The following is a 14,978-nucleotide window of genomic DNA, read 5'->3' on the forward strand; positions in this document are numbered from 1 at the left end:
ACGCGCTGCTGGCGCTCGAGCGCCACCTCGTCGAGGTTGCGCACCAGCGCGCGGCGCAGTTGGGCGGCGCGGTCGTTCATCGCCGGCTCCTGCATCCGGCTCAGGGCGCCTTGGGCTGGACGCCCTCGACGCCCATCTGCCACAGCAGGAAGGCGTAGACATCGGCCCGCTCCAGCATCTGCTGCTTGCGCGTGTTGCCGATGCCGTGGCCGGCGTCGTAATCCAGGCGCAGCAGGATGGGTTTGCCGCTGGTCGAGGCCGCGGCCAGGCGCGCCGCCGTCTTGGTGCTGTGCCACACCTCCACGCGCGGGTCGTTGACGCCGTGGGTGAGCATCACCGCCGGGTACTTCGTGCCGTCGGTGATCTGGTGGTAGGTGCTCATCGCCAGCAGCGCGCGGAAGCCCGCCTCGGTGGTGCGCGTGCCGAACTCGGGGATGTTGGGCACGCCGTTGGGCGTGACTTCGGCGCGCACCATGTCGAGCGCGCCCACTGCCGGCACGACGGCGGCGAACAGATCGGGCCGCTCGGTCATCGCACGGCCGACGAGGATGCCGCCGGCGCTGCCGCCGAGGATGCCCAGCTTCGCCGGCGAGGTCCACTTCTGGTCGACCAGCCACTGGGCGCAGGCGATGAAGTCCTTCCAGGTGTTGGGCTTGGTCGCCTGCCAGCCAGCCTTGTACCAGTCCTGCCCGTAAACCGAGCTGCCGCGCGGGTTGGCCACCGCGAGCACGCCGCCGGCATCCAGCCAGGCCAGCCGGCCGGGGCTGAAGAAGGGCTCCTCGGTGATGCCATAGCTGGCGTAGCCGTACAGCAGCGTGGGGTTGCGGCCGTCCAGCGCCGCGCCCTTGCGGTGCAGGATGGACAGCGGCACCAGCGCGCCGTCGTGGCTGGGCACCTTGACCTCGGTGACGACGATGTCGGCCGGCGCGTCGTAGGGGCCCTGTGGCTGCAGCCCCGAATTCGTCACCGCGCCGTCGGCGCCGATCAGGTAGATCTGCCGCGCGCGGTTCCAGCTCTGCAGGTCGAGCACCAGGCCGGGCAGGCGCGGGTCGGCGGCGCTGGCCAGGCTCTCGTCGGCGTTGAGACGGAAAGAACCCTCGATCGGCAGCTTCACCTCCTGCAGCGCGGCGCCGCCGGCATGGGCGCGCTTGAACAGGCGCTTGATGTTGCCGTCGCGGCGCTCGACGTACAGCGCGTCGGCAGCCGAGGCGATGCCGGTGACCACCTGCTCGCCCTGCGCCACGATCACCTCGGCCTGCGCGATGTCGGGCGACTTCAGCGACAGGCGCATCACCTTCGAGCGCGGCGAATCCTTGTGCGAGAGGAGGTACAGGCCGTCGTCGAAATAGCTCGCGCCGCTGACCGCATCGGCGGCCGTCACCAGCCGCGTCCAGCGCGGCGCCTTGCCGGCCAGCACCGGCTGCGCCGGCGAGGCGTACAGCGTGATCTCGCGCTGCGTGCCGTTGAACACGTAGCCGATCAGCCAGCGTCCGTCGTGGGTGATCGTGGCGACCGGGATCTCCGCGGGCGTGATGTCCACGCCCGGCACACCCAGTCCGAAGATCGGCCGCGCCTTCGCGGCATCGCTGCCCACGCGCATCAGCCAGGTCATCGAGCGCTGGTACTTCTCGGTAGCCGGCATGCCGGGCTTCATGCGCTGAAGGCGCGAGAACAGCAGGTGGCGGCCGTCGGGCGAGAAGTTCGGCGAGCCGTAGTCGGTGCGCGTGATCGGCCGGCCCACCGGGCGGCCGCTGCGGGTGTCCAGCAGGTGCAGCACGGCGGCTTCCGAACCCTGCGCCGACAGGCCGTAGGCCACCAGCGTGCCGCCCGGCGAGGCGGCGTAGTAGTTGATCGCGTGCGGCTTGCCGGTGCGCTTCTCGATGGCCTCCGGGTCGACGAGCACGCGCTCGCGGCCGTCCAGGCCCTCGCGCATCAGCAGCTTGAACTGGTTCTCGGTGGCGCTGCGGCGCTCGAAGAACCAGCGGTCGCCGCTCTCGCGCACCACGCCGAAGACGCGTGCGGACACCGAGGCATCCATCTTCTCCAGTGCATCGAGCAGCTTCGCGCGGCCGGGAATGGCGGCGAGCAGGGCGTGGCTGCGGTCGCTGGATTCCTTCATCCACTTTGCCGCCTCGGGGGACTTCACGTCCTCGAGCCAGCGGTAGGGGTCGTTGACCGTGGTGCCGAAGAAGGTCTCCGGCACGTTGCGCGCCGGCGGCGCGACGGTGGGCGAGGTCACTTGCGCCTGGGCGGCGAGCAGCGTGGCCAGCAGCGGCAGTGCTGCGGCGAGTCGACGGATCTTCATGTCCTGAGCATTCCCCGGGTCTCGATGAAGTCGATCACCTGCTGCAAGCCGGTGTTCGTCTTCAGGTTGGTCATCACATAGGGCCTCGTGGGCCTCATGCGCCTCGTGTCGGCCTCCATCACGGCCAGATCCGCGCCCACGTACGGCGCGAGATCGATCTTGTTGATCACGAACAGGTCGCTCTTGGTGATGCCCGGCCCGCCTTTGCGCGGGATCTTCTCGCCGGCGGCCACGTCGATCACGTAGATGGTCAGGTCGGAGAGTTCCGGGCTGAAGGTGGCGGCGAGGTTGTCGCCGCCCGACTCGATGAAGACGATGTCGGCGTTCGGGAACTTCTCCAGCATGCGGTCCACCGCCTCGAGGTTGATCGAGGCGTCCTCGCGGATCGCGGTGTGCGGGCAGCCGCCGGTCTCGACGCCGACGATGCGCTCGGGCTCGAGCGCGCCGGCCACCGTCAGCAGCCGCTGGTCTTCCTTGGTGTAGATGTCGTTGGTGACGACGACGAGGTCCCACTTCTCGCGCATTGTCTTGCACAGCATCTCGACCAGCGTCGTCTTGCCCGAGCCGACGGGCCCGCCGACGCCGACGCGCAGCGGCGGGAGCTTCTTGGTGCGGCCGGGAATGTGGTGCAGGGTGCTCATGGCGCCGATGATAGGCGCCGCACCCTCTCCTGCGCTCAGGCGGCGATGCCGACCGTGAGGCTGGCGCTGAAGCCGTTGACCGCGTCGCCGCTGACCGTGGCCATCTGCGTCGAGTAGCCGTCGCTGAAGATGTTGTCGGAGGCCAGCGAAATGGTCGCGAAGTTCGAGGCGCTGGCGTCGTAGCCGGTCGCCGTGCCGTAGACCTGGTTGCAGGCCTGCGCCGGCAGCGCCAGCTGTGAGGTCTTCACGTCGTTGCTGCCGCTGGTGGCGCTGGCCAGGCTGGGGTAGATCTCGAAGTGCATGTGCGGCCAGCGGCCGCTGTAGCAGCCGGGAAAGACGGTGGTGAAGGTGACCTCGCCGTTGGCGTCGGTGACCTGCACGCCGCGCAGGAAGTTCTCGCCCGTCACGCCGCTGGAGTACAGCGAGTAGCCGCCCTCGCGCGTGCAGTGCCAGAGATAGATGGCGTAGCCGGCCAGGCTGGCGCAGGAAGAGGCGGTGTTCACCAGCTTGAGCGTGACGGTCAGTGGCACGCCGGGCGCGGTGCCGCTGGCGCTGCCGATGCTGGTGCGGATGTCGCTGCGCACGATGCCCGACAGCGTCAGCACGTTGACGATGCCGGTGGCGTTGCTGTTGGTGCCGTCGCCGGGGTAGGGGCCGGCGGTTTCGCCGGGGATCACCGAGCAGCTGGTGGTCGTGCTGCCGGTCGAGCCGGTGCTGCCGCCGCTGTCGGTGCTCGCGGTGGTGGCCGTGGTGCCGGCGTCATCGCCGCCACCGCCGCAGCCGAGCAGCGCGACGGGTGCCGCGCCGGCCACCGCCAGCCAGTGCAGCATGCGCCGGCGCATCATCGTGTCGAGGTCGTGGGCGAAGCCTCGATCATGGTTCTGCATGGTTCCCTCCGGTTTGTCGTGTCGCGGAGGGTGGCGCGGCCGTGTTTCCGCTGCGCGCCTGCCTCATGTCGGCAGCCGCGCACTCGTGACGGCATGTCACGAACGGAAAAGCCGGGAGTACTGTGTCTCGTGCTGCGCCGACAGGATGGCCAGCATCGGCGAGAAGGCCTGGCGTTCGCCGTCGCCGAGCTTGAGCGCCCGGTCCACCGACGGCGGGATCGCCGCGACGAGCGCAGCCAGGATGCGCTGGCCGGCGCTCTGGCCGAGCGGCACGGCCTTGAGCGCCGCCTGCACCATGTTCTCGGCCCAGCCGAAGGCGAAGGCAAGCAGGGCCACGCGCAACGGCGCGCCGGTCTGGGCTGCGGCCAGGGCGAAGGCGATCGGCCAGCTCGGCGCCGGCGGCAGCGCGGCCAGCGTGGCGACGCGGCCATCGGGCTCGCCTCGGTTCTTCAGCCACTCGACCATCGAGCGGCCCATCTGCTCGGTCTGCGCGCGCAGCTCGCGCGATTCACGCGTGGTCAGCACCCAGTCATTGAGTTCGCGCACACGTTCCGCGTCACTGGCCTGCCACGCCGCGATCGCCTGCGCCAGCAGCGGCAGTTCACTGCGGCCGAGCGCGAGTTCGAGCTGGTCGCGCAGCCAGCGCGATGCATCGGCTTCGCTTGTGACACGGCCGCCGTCGACCGCCGCCTCCAGCGCCTCGGAGTAGCTGAATCCACCCACCGGCAGGGCCGGCGAGGCCAGCCACATCAGCTGCAGCAGCGCTGCCGGCGATGCAGGGGCGTCAGTGCTCGTGGCCACAGCCGGGGCCGTGAACGTGGCCATGACCGTGGCCGTGCTCATGCTTGTGGTCGTGCGCATGGTCATGGCCGTGATGGCCATGTCCGTGGTCGTGGGCCGAAGCCGCCGGCGCGGCTGCGGCATAGGCACCCGACTCCGGCTCGAACGGCGCGTTCGTCTCCGAGACGATCAGGTGCATCTGCCCAAGCATGTCGGCCAGCACGTGGTCGGGCTCGAGCTGCAGATGGTCCGGCTTGAGTTCCAGCTGCACGTGGCGGTTGCCCAGGTGGTAGGCCGCCCGCAGCAGGTCGAACGGCGAGCCGTGGTGCGTGCAGTGCGTGACGCGCAGCACCGGCTGCGGTGCCGCCAGCACGCGAACCAGCGAGCCGTCTTCGGCCACCAGCACGTCGCCGCCGCGCACCGCCGTGCCGCGCGGCAGGAAGACGCCGAGTGCGCGGCCGCCGGAGTCGGTGGCGTCGAAGCGGCTCTTCTGGCGGGTGTCCCAATCGAGTTCGACGGTCGGGGCGCGCTTGAGCAGCACGCCGGCGAGGCCGCGGCCGCCGGGGATGAGTTTGTTGATCGTCAGCATCACGGCATTGTGCCGCCGGCGTCAGAAAAGAAAGTAGCGCTGCGCCATCGGCAGCACGGTGGCCGGCTCGCAGGTGAGCAGCTGGCCATCGGCGCGCACCTCGTAGGTCTGCGCGTCGACCTCCATCTTCGGCGCCAGGCCGTTGTGGACCATGTGCTGCTTCTTCACGCCGCGGCACCCCTTCACCGCCGAGATGTGCTTCTTCAGGCCGAGCGCCTCGGGCACGCCGCCGGCCAGCGCCGCCTGGCTGGTGAACGTGATCGAGCCGGCATGCAGCGCGCCGCCGTAGGCGCCGAACATCGGCCGGTAGTGCACCGGCTGAGGCGTCGGGATCGAGGCATTCGGGTCGCCCATCGCTGCGGCAGCGATGAAGCCGCCCTTGAGGATGAGCGAGGGCTTCACGCCGAAGAAGGCCGACTTCCACAGCACCAGGTCGGCCCACTTGCCGGGCTCGATGCTGCCGACCTCGTGAGACAGGCCATGCGCGATCGCGGGGTTGATCGTGAGCTTGGCGATGTAGCGCTTGACGCGGGTGTTGTCGTTCCGCGCCGAATCACCCGGCAGCGCGCCGCGCTGCAGCTTCATCTTGTGCGCCGTCTGCCAGGTGCGGATGACCACCTCGCCGACGCGGCCCATCGCCTGGCTGTCGCTGCTCATCATGCTGATCGCACCGAGGTCGTGCAGCACGTCTTCCGCGGCGATGGTCTCGCGGCGGATGCGGCTCTCGGCGAAGGCGAGGTCCTCGGCGATCGAGGCATCGAGGTGGTGGCAGACCATCAGCATGTCGACGTGCTCGTCGAGCGTGTTGACGGTGTAGGGCATGGTCGGGTTGGTGGAGGAGGGCAGGAAGTTCGCCTCGCCCACCACCTTGAGGATGTCCGGCGCATGGCCGCCGCCCGCGCCCTCGGTGTGGAAGGCGCACAGCGTGCGGCCCTTCGTCGCCGCGATGGTGTTCTCGACGAAGCCCGATTCGTTCAGCGTGTCGCTGTGGATGGCCACTTGCGTGTCGGTCTCTTCCGCCACGTCGAGGCAGCAGGAGATCGCCGAAGGCGTGGTGCCCCAGTCCTCGTGCAGCTTCAGGCCGACCACGCCGGCCTCGACCTGCTGGCGCAGCGCCTCCGGCCGGCTGGCGTTGCCCTTGCCGAGGAAGCCGAGGTTCATCGGAAAGGCGTCGGCCGCCTGCAGCATGCGGCCGATGTTGGCCGGCCCCGGCGTGCAGGTGGTGGCGAAGGTGCCGGTGGCCGGGCCGGTGCCGCCGCCGAGCTTGGTGGTCACGCCGGAGGCCAGCGCTTCCTCGATCTGCTGCGGGCAGATGAAGTGGATGTGCGAGTCGATCGCGCCGGCGGTGACGATCATGCCCTCGCCGGCAATGACCTCCGTGCCCGGGCCGATGACGATGTCCACGCCCGGCTGCACGTCGGGGTTGCCGGCCTTGCCGATGGCGGCGATGCGGCAGCCGCGGATGCCGATGTCGGCCTTGACGATGCCCCAGTGGTCGACGATCACCGCGTTGGTGATCACGCAGTCGACCGCCTCCTCTCGCCCGGGGCCGTTGATCCGCTGGCTCTGGCCCATGCCGTCGCGGATCACCTTGCCGCCGCCGAACTTCACCTCTTCGCCGTAGCCGCCGGCGGCCAGGGTGAAGTCCTTCTCGATCTCGATGATCAGTTCCGTGTCGGCCAGGCGCAACCGGTCGCCGACGGTAGGGCCGAACATCTCGGCATAGGCGCGTTTGCCGATCTTGGCCATGTCAGAGCTTCCCTTGAACCAGTCCGCGGAAGCCGTAGACCGTGCGGTCGCCGGCGAAGTCCACCAGTTCGACCGTGCGCTGCTGCCCCGGCTCGAAGCGCACCGCGGTGCCCGAGGCGATGTTCAGCCGCATGCCACGGGCGGCCTCGCGGTCGAACTTCAGGGCGCCGTTGGTCTCGGCAAAGTGATAGTGCGAGCCGACCTGGATGGGCCGGTCGGCGCCGTTCTCGACCACCAGAGTCAGCGTGCGGCGACCGGGGTTGAGGGTGAGTTCGCCTTCGTCGATCAGCAGTTCACCGGGGGTCGGCATCACCGCTCCTCAGGCGAGCAGCAGGGCAGCACCGAACAGCGCCGTCGCCGCGCCAGCCAGCCTCGGCCACCACAGGCTGCGCGTGCGCAGCGCGAAGCCGACGGCGAGGCCGGCGCCATGCAGCAGTGCCGTGGCCAGCACCATGCCGGCCAGGGCGCCGGCGCCCGCCAGTTCCTGCCCGTGGGCCGTACCGTGAAAGAGCGCGAACAGTGCCACCAGCCCCATCGCCGCGGGCGCCGGCAGGGTCTGGCGTGCGGCCAGCAGCAGGCCCAGCGCCAGCAGCGAGGTGGCGATCATCGGTTCGACGGCGGGCAACGCCAGACCACCCGCGCCGAGCAGTGCGCCGATTAGCAGCATGCAGGCGAACGACAGCGGCGCCTTGACGGCATCCTGCCAGCGCGCGCAGATCAATGCGCTCCACAGTCCTACGGCCAGCATCGCGGCGAGGTGGTCGAGCCCGGTGAAGGGGTGCAGCAGGCCAGCGGCGAAGCCGTGGTGCGCGGCGGCGTCGGCGCCGGTATGGGCGGCGGCCAGCGGGGCGGCAGCAGCAAGGAGGAGCAGCGAGCAGATTCGGCGGATGTTCATGATGTTCATGCAATAGGTTGGTGCACGGTCACCAGTTTGGTGCCGTCGGGAAAGGAGGCCTCGACCTGGATATCCGGGATCATCTCCGCCACCCCGTCCATCACATCGGCCTTCGTGAGGATCGTCTTGCCCTCGCTCATCAGCACCGCGACGCTCTTGCCGTCGCGCGCGCCTTCCATGATGGCCGCGCTGATCAGCGCCACCGCCTCGGGGTAGTTGAGCTTCAGGCCGCGGGCCTTGCGCCGCTCGGCGAGCAGCGCGGCGGTGAAGATCAGCAGCTTGTCCTTCTCGCGCGGCGTCAGTTCCATGGGCCCTAAGTCAGCAGGAGACGTGCCAGATGCTACGCGGCCGCGAGGGCTTGGCACAGCCCTTGCCCCAGGTTGGCGCATGAGTGCGAACCCTGCCGCGCCCCTGGACGAACCGCCGCTCGGCGCGGGCATCGCCACGCCTGCCAGCACCAAGGCGGTGCAGCGGGTGATCAAGGTGCGTCGCGACTACAACAGCTGGGTGGCGCGCGAGACGATGGAGGATTACGCGCTGCGCTTCACGCCGCGCTCGTTCCGCAAGTGGTCGGCGATGCGCGTGGCCAACACCGCCTTCGGCGCGGCCTCGTTCCTGGTGCTCGAGGCGGTGGGCGGCACGCTGCTGGTCGACTACGGTTTCGTCAACGCCTTCTGGGCGATCCTCGCCACCGGGCTGATCATCTTCGCCGCCGGGCTTCCGATCAGCGTCTACGCCGCGCGCCACGGCGTCGACATGGACCTGCTGACCCGCGGCGCCGGCTTCGGCTACATCGGCTCCACCGTCACCTCGCTGATCTACGCCAGCTTCACCTTCATCTTCTTCGCGCTCGAGGCGGCCATCATGGCCTACGCGCTCGAGCTCGCCTTCGACATCCCGCCGGCCTGGGGCTACCTGCTGTGCTCGCTGGTGGTGATCCCGCTGGTCACCCACGGCGTCACCACCATCAGCCGGCTGCAGGTCTGGACGCAGCCGCTGTGGCTGGCGATGCTGGTGCTGCCCTTCGTCTACGTGCTGCAGCAGCACCCGACGGCGCTGGCCGACATCTGGCACTTCGGCGGCATCGCGCCGGGCGGCACGGCGGAGAACGTGCAGCCCGCAGGCTTCGACCTGATGAAGTTCGGCGCGGCGATGACGGTGGGCATCGCGCTGATCACGCAGATGGGCGAGCAGGCCGACTACCTGCGCTTCATGCCCGAGCCGCAGCCCGGCCGGCGCTTGGCCTGGTGGGCGGGCGTGGTGATCGGCGGGCCGGGCTGGGTGGTGCTGGGCGTGCTGAAGATGCTCGCGGGCTGCCTGCTCGCGTATCTGGCCATCGGCTATGCGGTGCCGGTGGCGCGCGCGGTCGACCCGAACCAGATGTACCTCGTCGCCTGGGGTGCGGTGACCTCGAACTACGGCCTCGCAGTGGCCGCCACCGCGGTGTTCGTGATCGTCTCGCAGCTCAAGATCAACGTGACCAACGCCTACGCCGGCTCGCTGGCCTGGTCGAACTTCTTCGCGCGCCTCACCCACAGCCACCCGGGCCGCGTGGTGTGGATGGTGTTCAACACGCTGATCGCGCTGATGCTGATGGAGCTGAACGTGTTCCAGGCCATCGGCAAGGTGCTGGGCCTGTACTCCAACATCGCGATCAGCTGGATGATGGCCGTGGTGGCCGACCTGGTGATCAACAAGCCGATGGGCTGGTCGCCGAAGGGCATCGAGTTCAAGCGCGCCCACCTGTACGACGTGAACCCGGTGGGCGTGGGCGCGATGGGTGCGGCCTCGGTGCTGTCGGTGGTGGCCTACCTCGGCTTCCTCGGGCCGATGGCGCAGGCCTTCTCGGCGTTGATCGCGATGGTCACGGCCTTCGCGGTGTCGCCGCTGATCGCGTGGTGGACCCAAGGCCGCTACTACATCGCCCGCCAACCGGAGCCCGCTGCCGACCAGGGAACCTACAAGCGCCTGACCCGCTGCACGATCTGCGAGCGCGAGTACGAGCACGACGACATGGCGCACTGCCCGGCCTACGACGGCGCGATCTGCTCGCTGTGCTGCTCGCTCGACGCGCGCTGCCACGACCTGTGCAAGCCGCACGCGCGGCTGGCCGTGCAGTGGCGCGCGGCGATGACGAAGCTGGTGCCCGAGCGGCTGTGGCAGCGGCTGGACACCGAGCTCGGCCACTACCTGATGCTGATGGCGCTGGCGATGCCGCTGCTGGCCGCGCTGTTCGCCGCGGTCTATCGCCACGAGCGCCGCCTGCTCGGCCACCTCTCGCCCGACGCGGAAGCGGCACTGCAGATGGGCTTCGTGAAGATCTACGCGGCGCTGCTGGTGGTCAGCGCGGTGGTGGCGTGGTGGCTGGTGCTCAAGCACAAGAGCGCGAAGGTGGCGCAGGAGGAGTCGAACCGGCAGACCCTGCTGCTGGTGCAGGAGATCGAATCGCACCGCCGCACCGACCTCGCGCTGCAGCAGGCCAAGCAGGTGGCCGATGCCGCCAACCAGGCCAAGACGCGCTACATCTCCGCCATCAGCCACGAGCTGCGCACGCCGCTGAACAGCATCCTCGGCTATGCGCAGCTGCTCGACGACGACCCCGCGATTCCCGAGGCGCGCCGCCAGGCGGTGCGTGTCATCAAGCGCGGCGGCGACCACCTGCTGTCGCTGATCGAGGGCACGCTGGACATGGCGCGCATCGAGGGCGGCAAGCTCACGTTGGAGCCGGCGCCGATGCGGCTGCGCGAGAGCCTGCAGCAGATCGCGCGCATGTTCGAGCTGCAGGCGCAGTCCAAGGGCATCGGCTTCGTGGCCGAGATCGACTCGCAGTCGCCCGAGCTCGTGCGCGCCGACGAGAAGCGGTTGCGCCAGATCCTCATCAACCTGCTGGGCAACGCGGTGAAGTTCACCCGCGAGGGGCGGGTGGGCTTCCGGCTGCGCTACGCGCGCGAGATCGCCCACTTCGAGATCGAGGACACCGGGCCGGGCATGCCGCCCGACGAGGTGGCCAAGGTGTTCGAGCCCTTCGCGCGCGGCTCGGCAGCCGGGCAGGGGGGCACGGGCGGAACGGGCCTGGGCCTGACCATCGCCAAGATGCTCACCGAACTGATGGGCGGTGAGATGACGGTGGAGAGCCATCCGGGGCGCGGCTCGGTGTTCCGCGTGCGCCTGTTCCTGCCCGAGCTGCACTCGGATGCGCTGCCTGCACCCCAGGCGGCGCAGCGCACCGGTTATGCCGGGCGGCAGCGGCGCATCCTCGTCGTCGACAACGAGGAGGCCGACCGCGAGCTGCTGGTCAGCGTTCTCGCACCGCTGGGCTTCGAGCTGCGCACCGCGGCCTCCGGCGAGGAGGCACTGGCGCTGCTGCGCGAACGCAGCTGGCGGCCCGACGCGGTGTTCATGGACCTGGCCATGCCGGGCATTGACGGCTGGGAGACGATCCGCCGGCTCCGCCATGAGGCGCTGGCGCCGGCTGCGGTGGCCATCGTGTCGGCCAACGCCTTCGACAAGGGGCTGGAGAACGACGTGGGCATCACGCCGCGCGACTTCATCACCAAGCCGGTCCGCGTGGCCGAGCTGCTCGACTGGCTGGGCGGTGCGCTGGCACTGACGTGGACCACCGCCGCCGCCGACGTGCCGGCCGTGGCGCCGCCGCCGGCCCTCGCAGAAGCGCAGATGCTGCCCGCCGAGCCGCACCTGCGCTCGCTGCTGGAGCTGGTGGACATCGGCTACGTGCGCGGCATCGTCAAGCAGCTCGACCAGATCGAGCGCGAGTCGCCCGCCTGCGCCGCCTTCGTCGAACGCATGCGCACGATGGCGCGTGGCTTCCAGCTCGACGAGATGAACGGCGTGCTCAAACGCGCGTTGCAGGAACCCTGAGATGCAGCTGGACCGCCACAACTCCGACGTCGTGCTGATCGTCGACGACGTGCCCGACAACCTCTCGATGCTGCACGACGCGCTCGACGAGTTCGGCTACACCGTGCTGGTGGCCGTCAACGGCGAGCAGGCGCTGCAGCGTGCGGCGCAGGCGCAGCCCGACGTGATCCTGCTCGACGCGGTGATGCCGGGGCTGGACGGCTTCGAGGTCGCCCGCCGCCTGAAGGCGGCACCGGCCACCGCGCCGATCCCGATCATCTTCATGACCGGGCTGACCGAGACCGAGCACGTGCTCGCCGCCTTCCAGAGCGGTGGCGTCGACTACGTGGCCAAGCCGATCAAGCCGATGGAGGTGCTGGCGCGCATCGCCGCGCATGTGCAGGGCGCGCGCGAGCGCCGCCAGGCCCGCCACGCGCTCGACGCCTTCGGCCACGCCACGCTGTCGGTGCGCGCCGCCGATGGCCGCATCCTCTGGCAGACGCCGCTGGCGCGACAACTGCTCACGGCGCACGAGGCGGGTGACGGCACGCAGCTCGGCGAAGGCGTGCTCGACTGGCTGCAGGCCCAGGCCGTGGTGCACGCCACCGGCGGTTCGCCGCAGGCGCTGACGCTGGCGCGGCATGGCAAGCGCCTTTCCATCGCGCTGCACGAAACCAGCGCGGCCAGCGGCGGCGAGAGCGGCGGCGACGACGAATGGCTGCTGGTGATGAGCGAGTCGTCCGACGAATCGACCATCGAGGCGCTCGGGCTGGCGTTCAAGCTCACCGCGCGCGAGGCCGAGGTGCTCTACTGGGTGGTGCAGGGCAAGACCAACCGCGACATCGGTGACATCCTCGGCACCAGCCCGCGCACCGTGCACAAGCACCTGGAGCATGTGTTCGAGAAGCTGGGCGTGGAGACTCGTACCGCCGCTGCGGGCCTGGCCATGGCGCGCGTGCGGCAGCTGGCCGCATCGCGCTGAGTGCCAATTCGAAGGAGGGTCCGCATGAGCCTGGTCGTCCGCCCCGCCCGAGCCGCCGATGCCGGCGCGCTGGCCGAGATCTATGCGCCCAGCGTGCTGCAGCGGCCCACCTCGTTCGAGCTGCGCGCACCCGATGCGGCCGAGATGGCCGCGCGGCTGGCGCGCGTCACCGCGGCCTGGCCGTGGTTCGTGGCCGAGGAGGGCGGGGCGGTGCTGGGCTACTGCTACGCCAGCGCCTTCGCCGAGCGCGAGGCCTACCGCTGGTCGGTCACCACCACGGCCTACGTGCGCGACGGCCACCATCGCCGCGGCATCGGGCGGGCGCTGTATGGGCAATTGCTCGATGCGCTGCGCCGCCAGGGCGCGGTTCGCGCCTTCGCCGGCATCACGATGCCGAACGAGGGCAGCGTGGGCCTGCACCGTGCCATGGGCTTCGAATCGGTGGGCCTGTACCCGCAGGCCGGCTTCAAGCTCGGCCGCTGGTGGGACGTGGCGTGGTACGGCCTGGCGCTGCGCGACGTCGCGGCCGACGAAGCCCCGGCCGAGCCGGTGCCCTGGCCGCAGCTGGCGGCCTCCGGCGGCTGAATCAATCGGCTGTCAGCGTCATCAGCACGTCGGCATACCAGGCGCAGTTCAGGCCCAGCGATTCGTCGGCGATCAGGTCGCGGCCGCCCATGTCCATGCGCGCCGAGTGGATGCCCAGCAGCTTCCAGGGGATGCGCTCGTCCTCGCCGAGCAGCGAGGGCGCGCGCATCACCACCGGCGCCCCGCTGGTGCCGCGGTGCGTTCGTGCATCGGTGAGGAACAGGCCCTGGCCCTGGAAGCGCGTGCCGAAGGACGAGGCCACCGTGGCCTGGCGCGCCACCGGCAGGTGGAAGCGGCGGTCGTGGAAGCCGAGCGGAAAGCCCACCACCAGCAGCGGTGTGCCGACGTCGACCTCGCCCAGCGCATCCTGCAGGCTGGCCGGCGTGAAGGCCGGCGGCGTGAAGCCGAGCTGGTCGCGCTCCAGCGCGATCACCGCCACGTCGATCTCGCCGGCGCTGTCGCTGGCCTGCCGCCACACGGCACGGCCCTGGGCGTACAGCAGCACCGATAGCGAGCAGGTGCGCGACAGGTCGGTCTCCTCGGCGTGCAGCTCGATCTCGATGCGGTCGGGGAAGTGATCGCTGGGCGCGTCGAACAGCACGTGGCGGCTGGTCACCAGGTACAGGCGCTCGTCGCGCGCGAAGAAGAAGCCGCTGGCGGCCGTGAGCGAACGTGTGCCCTGGAAGGTCAGCACGCGCGGCACGGCCAGCAGCAGCGGTTCGACGGCGCCGCCCTGCCGCGGCAGACGCTGGCGGTGCTCCAGCGTCTCGATCAGTGCGCCGATGCGCTGCGTGTCGCGCTCGAAGGCGGCGATCGTATGCTCCGAGATCTCCGCGTTGAGCAGCGCGGTGCGGGCGATCTCGGCCCAGCCCTCGAAGGTCCTGCGGAAGCGCTCGCGCGCCGGCGGCGCCATCTGCTGCAGCAGCGCTGTGCACAGCGCGTCGAGCGACATCACGTTGCCCTTGAGCTCGCAGATGCGCTCGGTGGCTTCCTGAAGGTTGTTCATCGGAGCTCCCGGAAAGAAAAAACCGCGGCAGGGGCCGCGGTTTCGTGCGTGGCTCGCGTGGAGCCGGCGGGCCGGATCAGACCACGCGGATGTTGGAGGCTTGCGGACCCTTCTGGCCTTGCGTCGCCTCGAATTCCACGCGCTGGTTCTCGGCCAGCGTCTTGAAGCCGCCGCCCTGGATCTGGCTGAAGTGGGCGAACAGGTCCTTGCCGCCGTCGTCGGGGGCGATGAAGCCGAAGCCCTTGCCTTCGTTGAACCACTTCACGGTGCCGGTTTGAGTCGTCATGTCGATTCCCTTCAAGTTGCTGCGCAGGCAAACGCCGGCGCAGGCAGAGACGCCAAGAAGATCATCGATGGGAGTTTCAACCGGAGCCGGCCGGCGGGGAGCCGGTGGCCGTCAGAGAAGACCTAAAGAACAATGGTCTTGATCATGCCTACCCGACCTAATGTACACGACGCGGCAAGAGACCTTCGATTCCGAAGGCCTCTGCCCCGCCGGTGCCCTATTCAGGCGCCGCTGAACGCGAAGTCCACCTCGGGCTTGAGCCCGCTGACGATGCGCGCGATGCTCTTTCCCGAGCCGCAGGCATGCGTCCAGCCCAGCGTGCCGTGGCCGGTGTTGAGGAACAGCTTCTTCAGCTTCGAGCGGCCGATCACCGGCACGTTGCTCGGCGTGGCCGGGCGCAGCCCGGTCCAGAACT

At 69.9% G+C, this 14,978-nt stretch carries 15 protein-coding genes; 3 read left to right on the forward strand and 12 right to left on the reverse strand.

All coding sequences use genetic code 11. The features are described from left to right. Positions 1 to 100: 100 nt before the first annotated feature. The 9 genes from AB7U92_RS07810 to ureA form a co-directional block, all read right to left on the reverse strand. On the reverse strand, positions 101 to 2,305 hold the full coding sequence (locus AB7U92_RS07810) for a prolyl oligopeptidase family serine peptidase (RefSeq protein ID WP_428575617.1): 2,205 nt from the start codon (positions 2,303 to 2,305) through the stop codon (positions 101 to 103). Beyond that, a complete protein-coding gene (gene ureG, locus AB7U92_RS07815) occupies positions 2,302 to 2,946 on the reverse strand; it encodes an urease accessory protein UreG (protein WP_428575618.1) in 645 nt (214 codons plus the stop codon). The genes AB7U92_RS07810 and ureG overlap by 4 nt, the downstream gene beginning before the upstream one ends. A 35-nt stretch (positions 2,947 to 2,981) precedes the next feature. Continuing rightward, a complete protein-coding gene (locus AB7U92_RS07820) occupies positions 2,982 to 3,833 on the reverse strand; it encodes an intradiol ring-cleavage dioxygenase (RefSeq protein ID WP_428575619.1) in 852 nt (283 codons plus the stop codon). Between the two features lie 96 nt (positions 3,834 to 3,929). After that, positions 3,930 to 4,658 (reverse strand): urease accessory protein UreF, encoded by a 729-nt coding sequence (locus AB7U92_RS07825; RefSeq protein ID WP_428575631.1) that lies wholly within the window; start codon positions 4,656 to 4,658, stop codon positions 3,930 to 3,932. After that, complete coding sequence (gene ureE, locus AB7U92_RS07830; RefSeq protein WP_428575620.1) at positions 4,618 to 5,202, reverse strand: urease accessory protein UreE; 585 nt, start codon at positions 5,200 to 5,202, stop codon at positions 4,618 to 4,620. The genes AB7U92_RS07825 and ureE overlap by 41 nt, the downstream gene beginning before the upstream one ends. A 21-nt stretch (positions 5,203 to 5,223) precedes the next feature. After that, positions 5,224 to 6,951 carry an urease subunit alpha gene (gene ureC, locus AB7U92_RS07835; RefSeq protein WP_428575621.1) on the reverse strand — a complete coding sequence of 576 codons (1,728 nt, stop codon included), beginning with the start codon at positions 6,949 to 6,951 and terminating at the stop codon, positions 5,224 to 5,226. A 1-nt stretch (position 6,952) separates the two neighbouring features. Further along, positions 6,953 to 7,261 (reverse strand): urease subunit beta, encoded by a 309-nt coding sequence (locus AB7U92_RS07840; RefSeq protein WP_428575622.1) that lies wholly within the window; start codon positions 7,259 to 7,261, stop codon positions 6,953 to 6,955. 9 nt (positions 7,262 to 7,270) lie between these two features. Then, entirely contained in the window at positions 7,271 to 7,846 is a 576-nt protein-coding gene (locus tag AB7U92_RS07845) for a HupE/UreJ family protein (protein WP_428575623.1), read from the reverse strand. Positions 7,847 to 7,851: 5 nt separating this feature from the next. After that, positions 7,852 to 8,154: an urease subunit gamma gene (gene ureA, locus AB7U92_RS07850; protein ID WP_428575624.1), complete on the reverse strand. Its 303-nt coding sequence runs from the start codon at positions 8,152 to 8,154 to the stop codon at positions 7,852 to 7,854. A gap of 79 nt (positions 8,155 to 8,233) precedes the next feature. Here ureA and AB7U92_RS07855 point away from each other — a divergent pair, with 79 nt between their 5' ends. From AB7U92_RS07855 to AB7U92_RS07865, 3 genes are read left to right on the forward strand one after another with little or no spacing between them, the layout of a single operon-like run. Then, positions 8,234 to 11,725 (forward strand): hybrid sensor histidine kinase/response regulator, encoded by a 3,492-nt coding sequence (locus AB7U92_RS07855; RefSeq protein WP_428575625.1) that lies wholly within the window; start codon positions 8,234 to 8,236, stop codon positions 11,723 to 11,725. Between the two features lies 1 nt (position 11,726). After that, entirely contained in the window at positions 11,727 to 12,686 is a 960-nt protein-coding gene (locus AB7U92_RS07860) for a response regulator (RefSeq protein WP_428575626.1), read from the forward strand. A gap of 24 nt (positions 12,687 to 12,710) precedes the next feature. Next, on the forward strand, positions 12,711 to 13,271 hold the full coding sequence (locus tag AB7U92_RS07865; protein WP_428575627.1) for an N-acetyltransferase family protein: 561 nt from the start codon (positions 12,711 to 12,713) through the stop codon (positions 13,269 to 13,271). 1 nt (position 13,272) lies between these two features. Here the strand turns inward: AB7U92_RS07865 and AB7U92_RS07870 are convergent, their stop codons facing one another. The 3 genes from AB7U92_RS07870 to AB7U92_RS07880 form a co-directional block, all read right to left on the reverse strand. Beyond that, positions 13,273 to 14,277, reverse strand: a complete 1,005-nt coding sequence (locus tag AB7U92_RS07870) for a S1 family peptidase (protein WP_428575628.1) — start codon at positions 14,275 to 14,277, stop codon at positions 13,273 to 13,275. A gap of 76 nt (positions 14,278 to 14,353) precedes the next feature. Beyond that, positions 14,354 to 14,563 (reverse strand): cold-shock protein, encoded by a 210-nt coding sequence (gene cspE, locus AB7U92_RS07875; RefSeq protein ID WP_428575629.1) that lies wholly within the window; start codon positions 14,561 to 14,563, stop codon positions 14,354 to 14,356. A gap of 221 nt (positions 14,564 to 14,784) precedes the next feature. After that, the coding region (locus AB7U92_RS07880) for an FAD-dependent oxidoreductase (protein WP_428575630.1) at positions 14,785 to 14,978 on the reverse strand (194 nt) is incomplete at its 5' end.

Origin of the sequence: Piscinibacter sp. (assembly GCF_050175855.1) — a bacterium.
Taxonomy (GTDB): Bacteria; Pseudomonadota; Gammaproteobacteria; order Burkholderiales; family Burkholderiaceae_C; genus Piscinibacter.

What these genes read in the sequence shown, in the direction of transcription:
- AB7U92_RS07810 (WP_428575617.1), bottom strand. Translation starts at nt 2,305, where the DNA reads ATGAAGATCCGTCGACTCGCCGCAGCACTGCCGCTGCTGGCCACGCTG.
- AB7U92_RS07865 (WP_428575627.1), top strand. Translation starts at nt 12,711, where the DNA reads ATGAGCCTGGTCGTCCGCCCCGCCCGAGCCGCCGATGCCGGCGCGCTG.
- AB7U92_RS07860 (WP_428575626.1), top strand. Translation starts at nt 11,727, where the DNA reads ATGCAGCTGGACCGCCACAACTCCGACGTCGTGCTGATCGTCGACGAC.
- ureG (WP_428575618.1), bottom strand. Translation starts at nt 2,946, where the DNA reads ATGAGCACCCTGCACCACATTCCCGGCCGCACCAAGAAGCTCCCGCCG.
- ureC (WP_428575621.1), bottom strand. Translation starts at nt 6,951, where the DNA reads ATGGCCAAGATCGGCAAACGCGCCTATGCCGAGATGTTCGGCCCTACC.
- AB7U92_RS07825 (WP_428575631.1), bottom strand. Translation starts at nt 4,658, where the DNA reads ATGGCCACGTTCACGGCCCCGGCTGTGGCCACGAGCACTGACGCCCCT.
- ureA (WP_428575624.1), bottom strand. Translation starts at nt 8,154, where the DNA reads ATGGAACTGACGCCGCGCGAGAAGGACAAGCTGCTGATCTTCACCGCC.
- ureE (WP_428575620.1), bottom strand. Translation starts at nt 5,202, where the DNA reads ATGCTGACGATCAACAAACTCATCCCCGGCGGCCGCGGCCTCGCCGGC.
- AB7U92_RS07870 (WP_428575628.1), bottom strand. Translation starts at nt 14,277, where the DNA reads ATGAACAACCTTCAGGAAGCCACCGAGCGCATCTGCGAGCTCAAGGGC.
- AB7U92_RS07840 (WP_428575622.1), bottom strand. Translation starts at nt 7,261, where the DNA reads ATGCCGACCCCCGGTGAACTGCTGATCGACGAAGGCGAACTCACCCTC.
- AB7U92_RS07855 (WP_428575625.1), top strand. Translation starts at nt 8,234, where the DNA reads ATGAGTGCGAACCCTGCCGCGCCCCTGGACGAACCGCCGCTCGGCGCG.
- AB7U92_RS07845 (WP_428575623.1), bottom strand. Translation starts at nt 7,846, where the DNA reads ATGAACATCCGCCGAATCTGCTCGCTGCTCCTCCTTGCTGCTGCCGCC.
- AB7U92_RS07820 (WP_428575619.1), bottom strand. Translation starts at nt 3,833, where the DNA reads ATGCAGAACCATGATCGAGGCTTCGCCCACGACCTCGACACGATGATG.
- cspE (WP_428575629.1), bottom strand. Translation starts at nt 14,563, where the DNA reads ATGACGACTCAAACCGGCACCGTGAAGTGGTTCAACGAAGGCAAGGGC.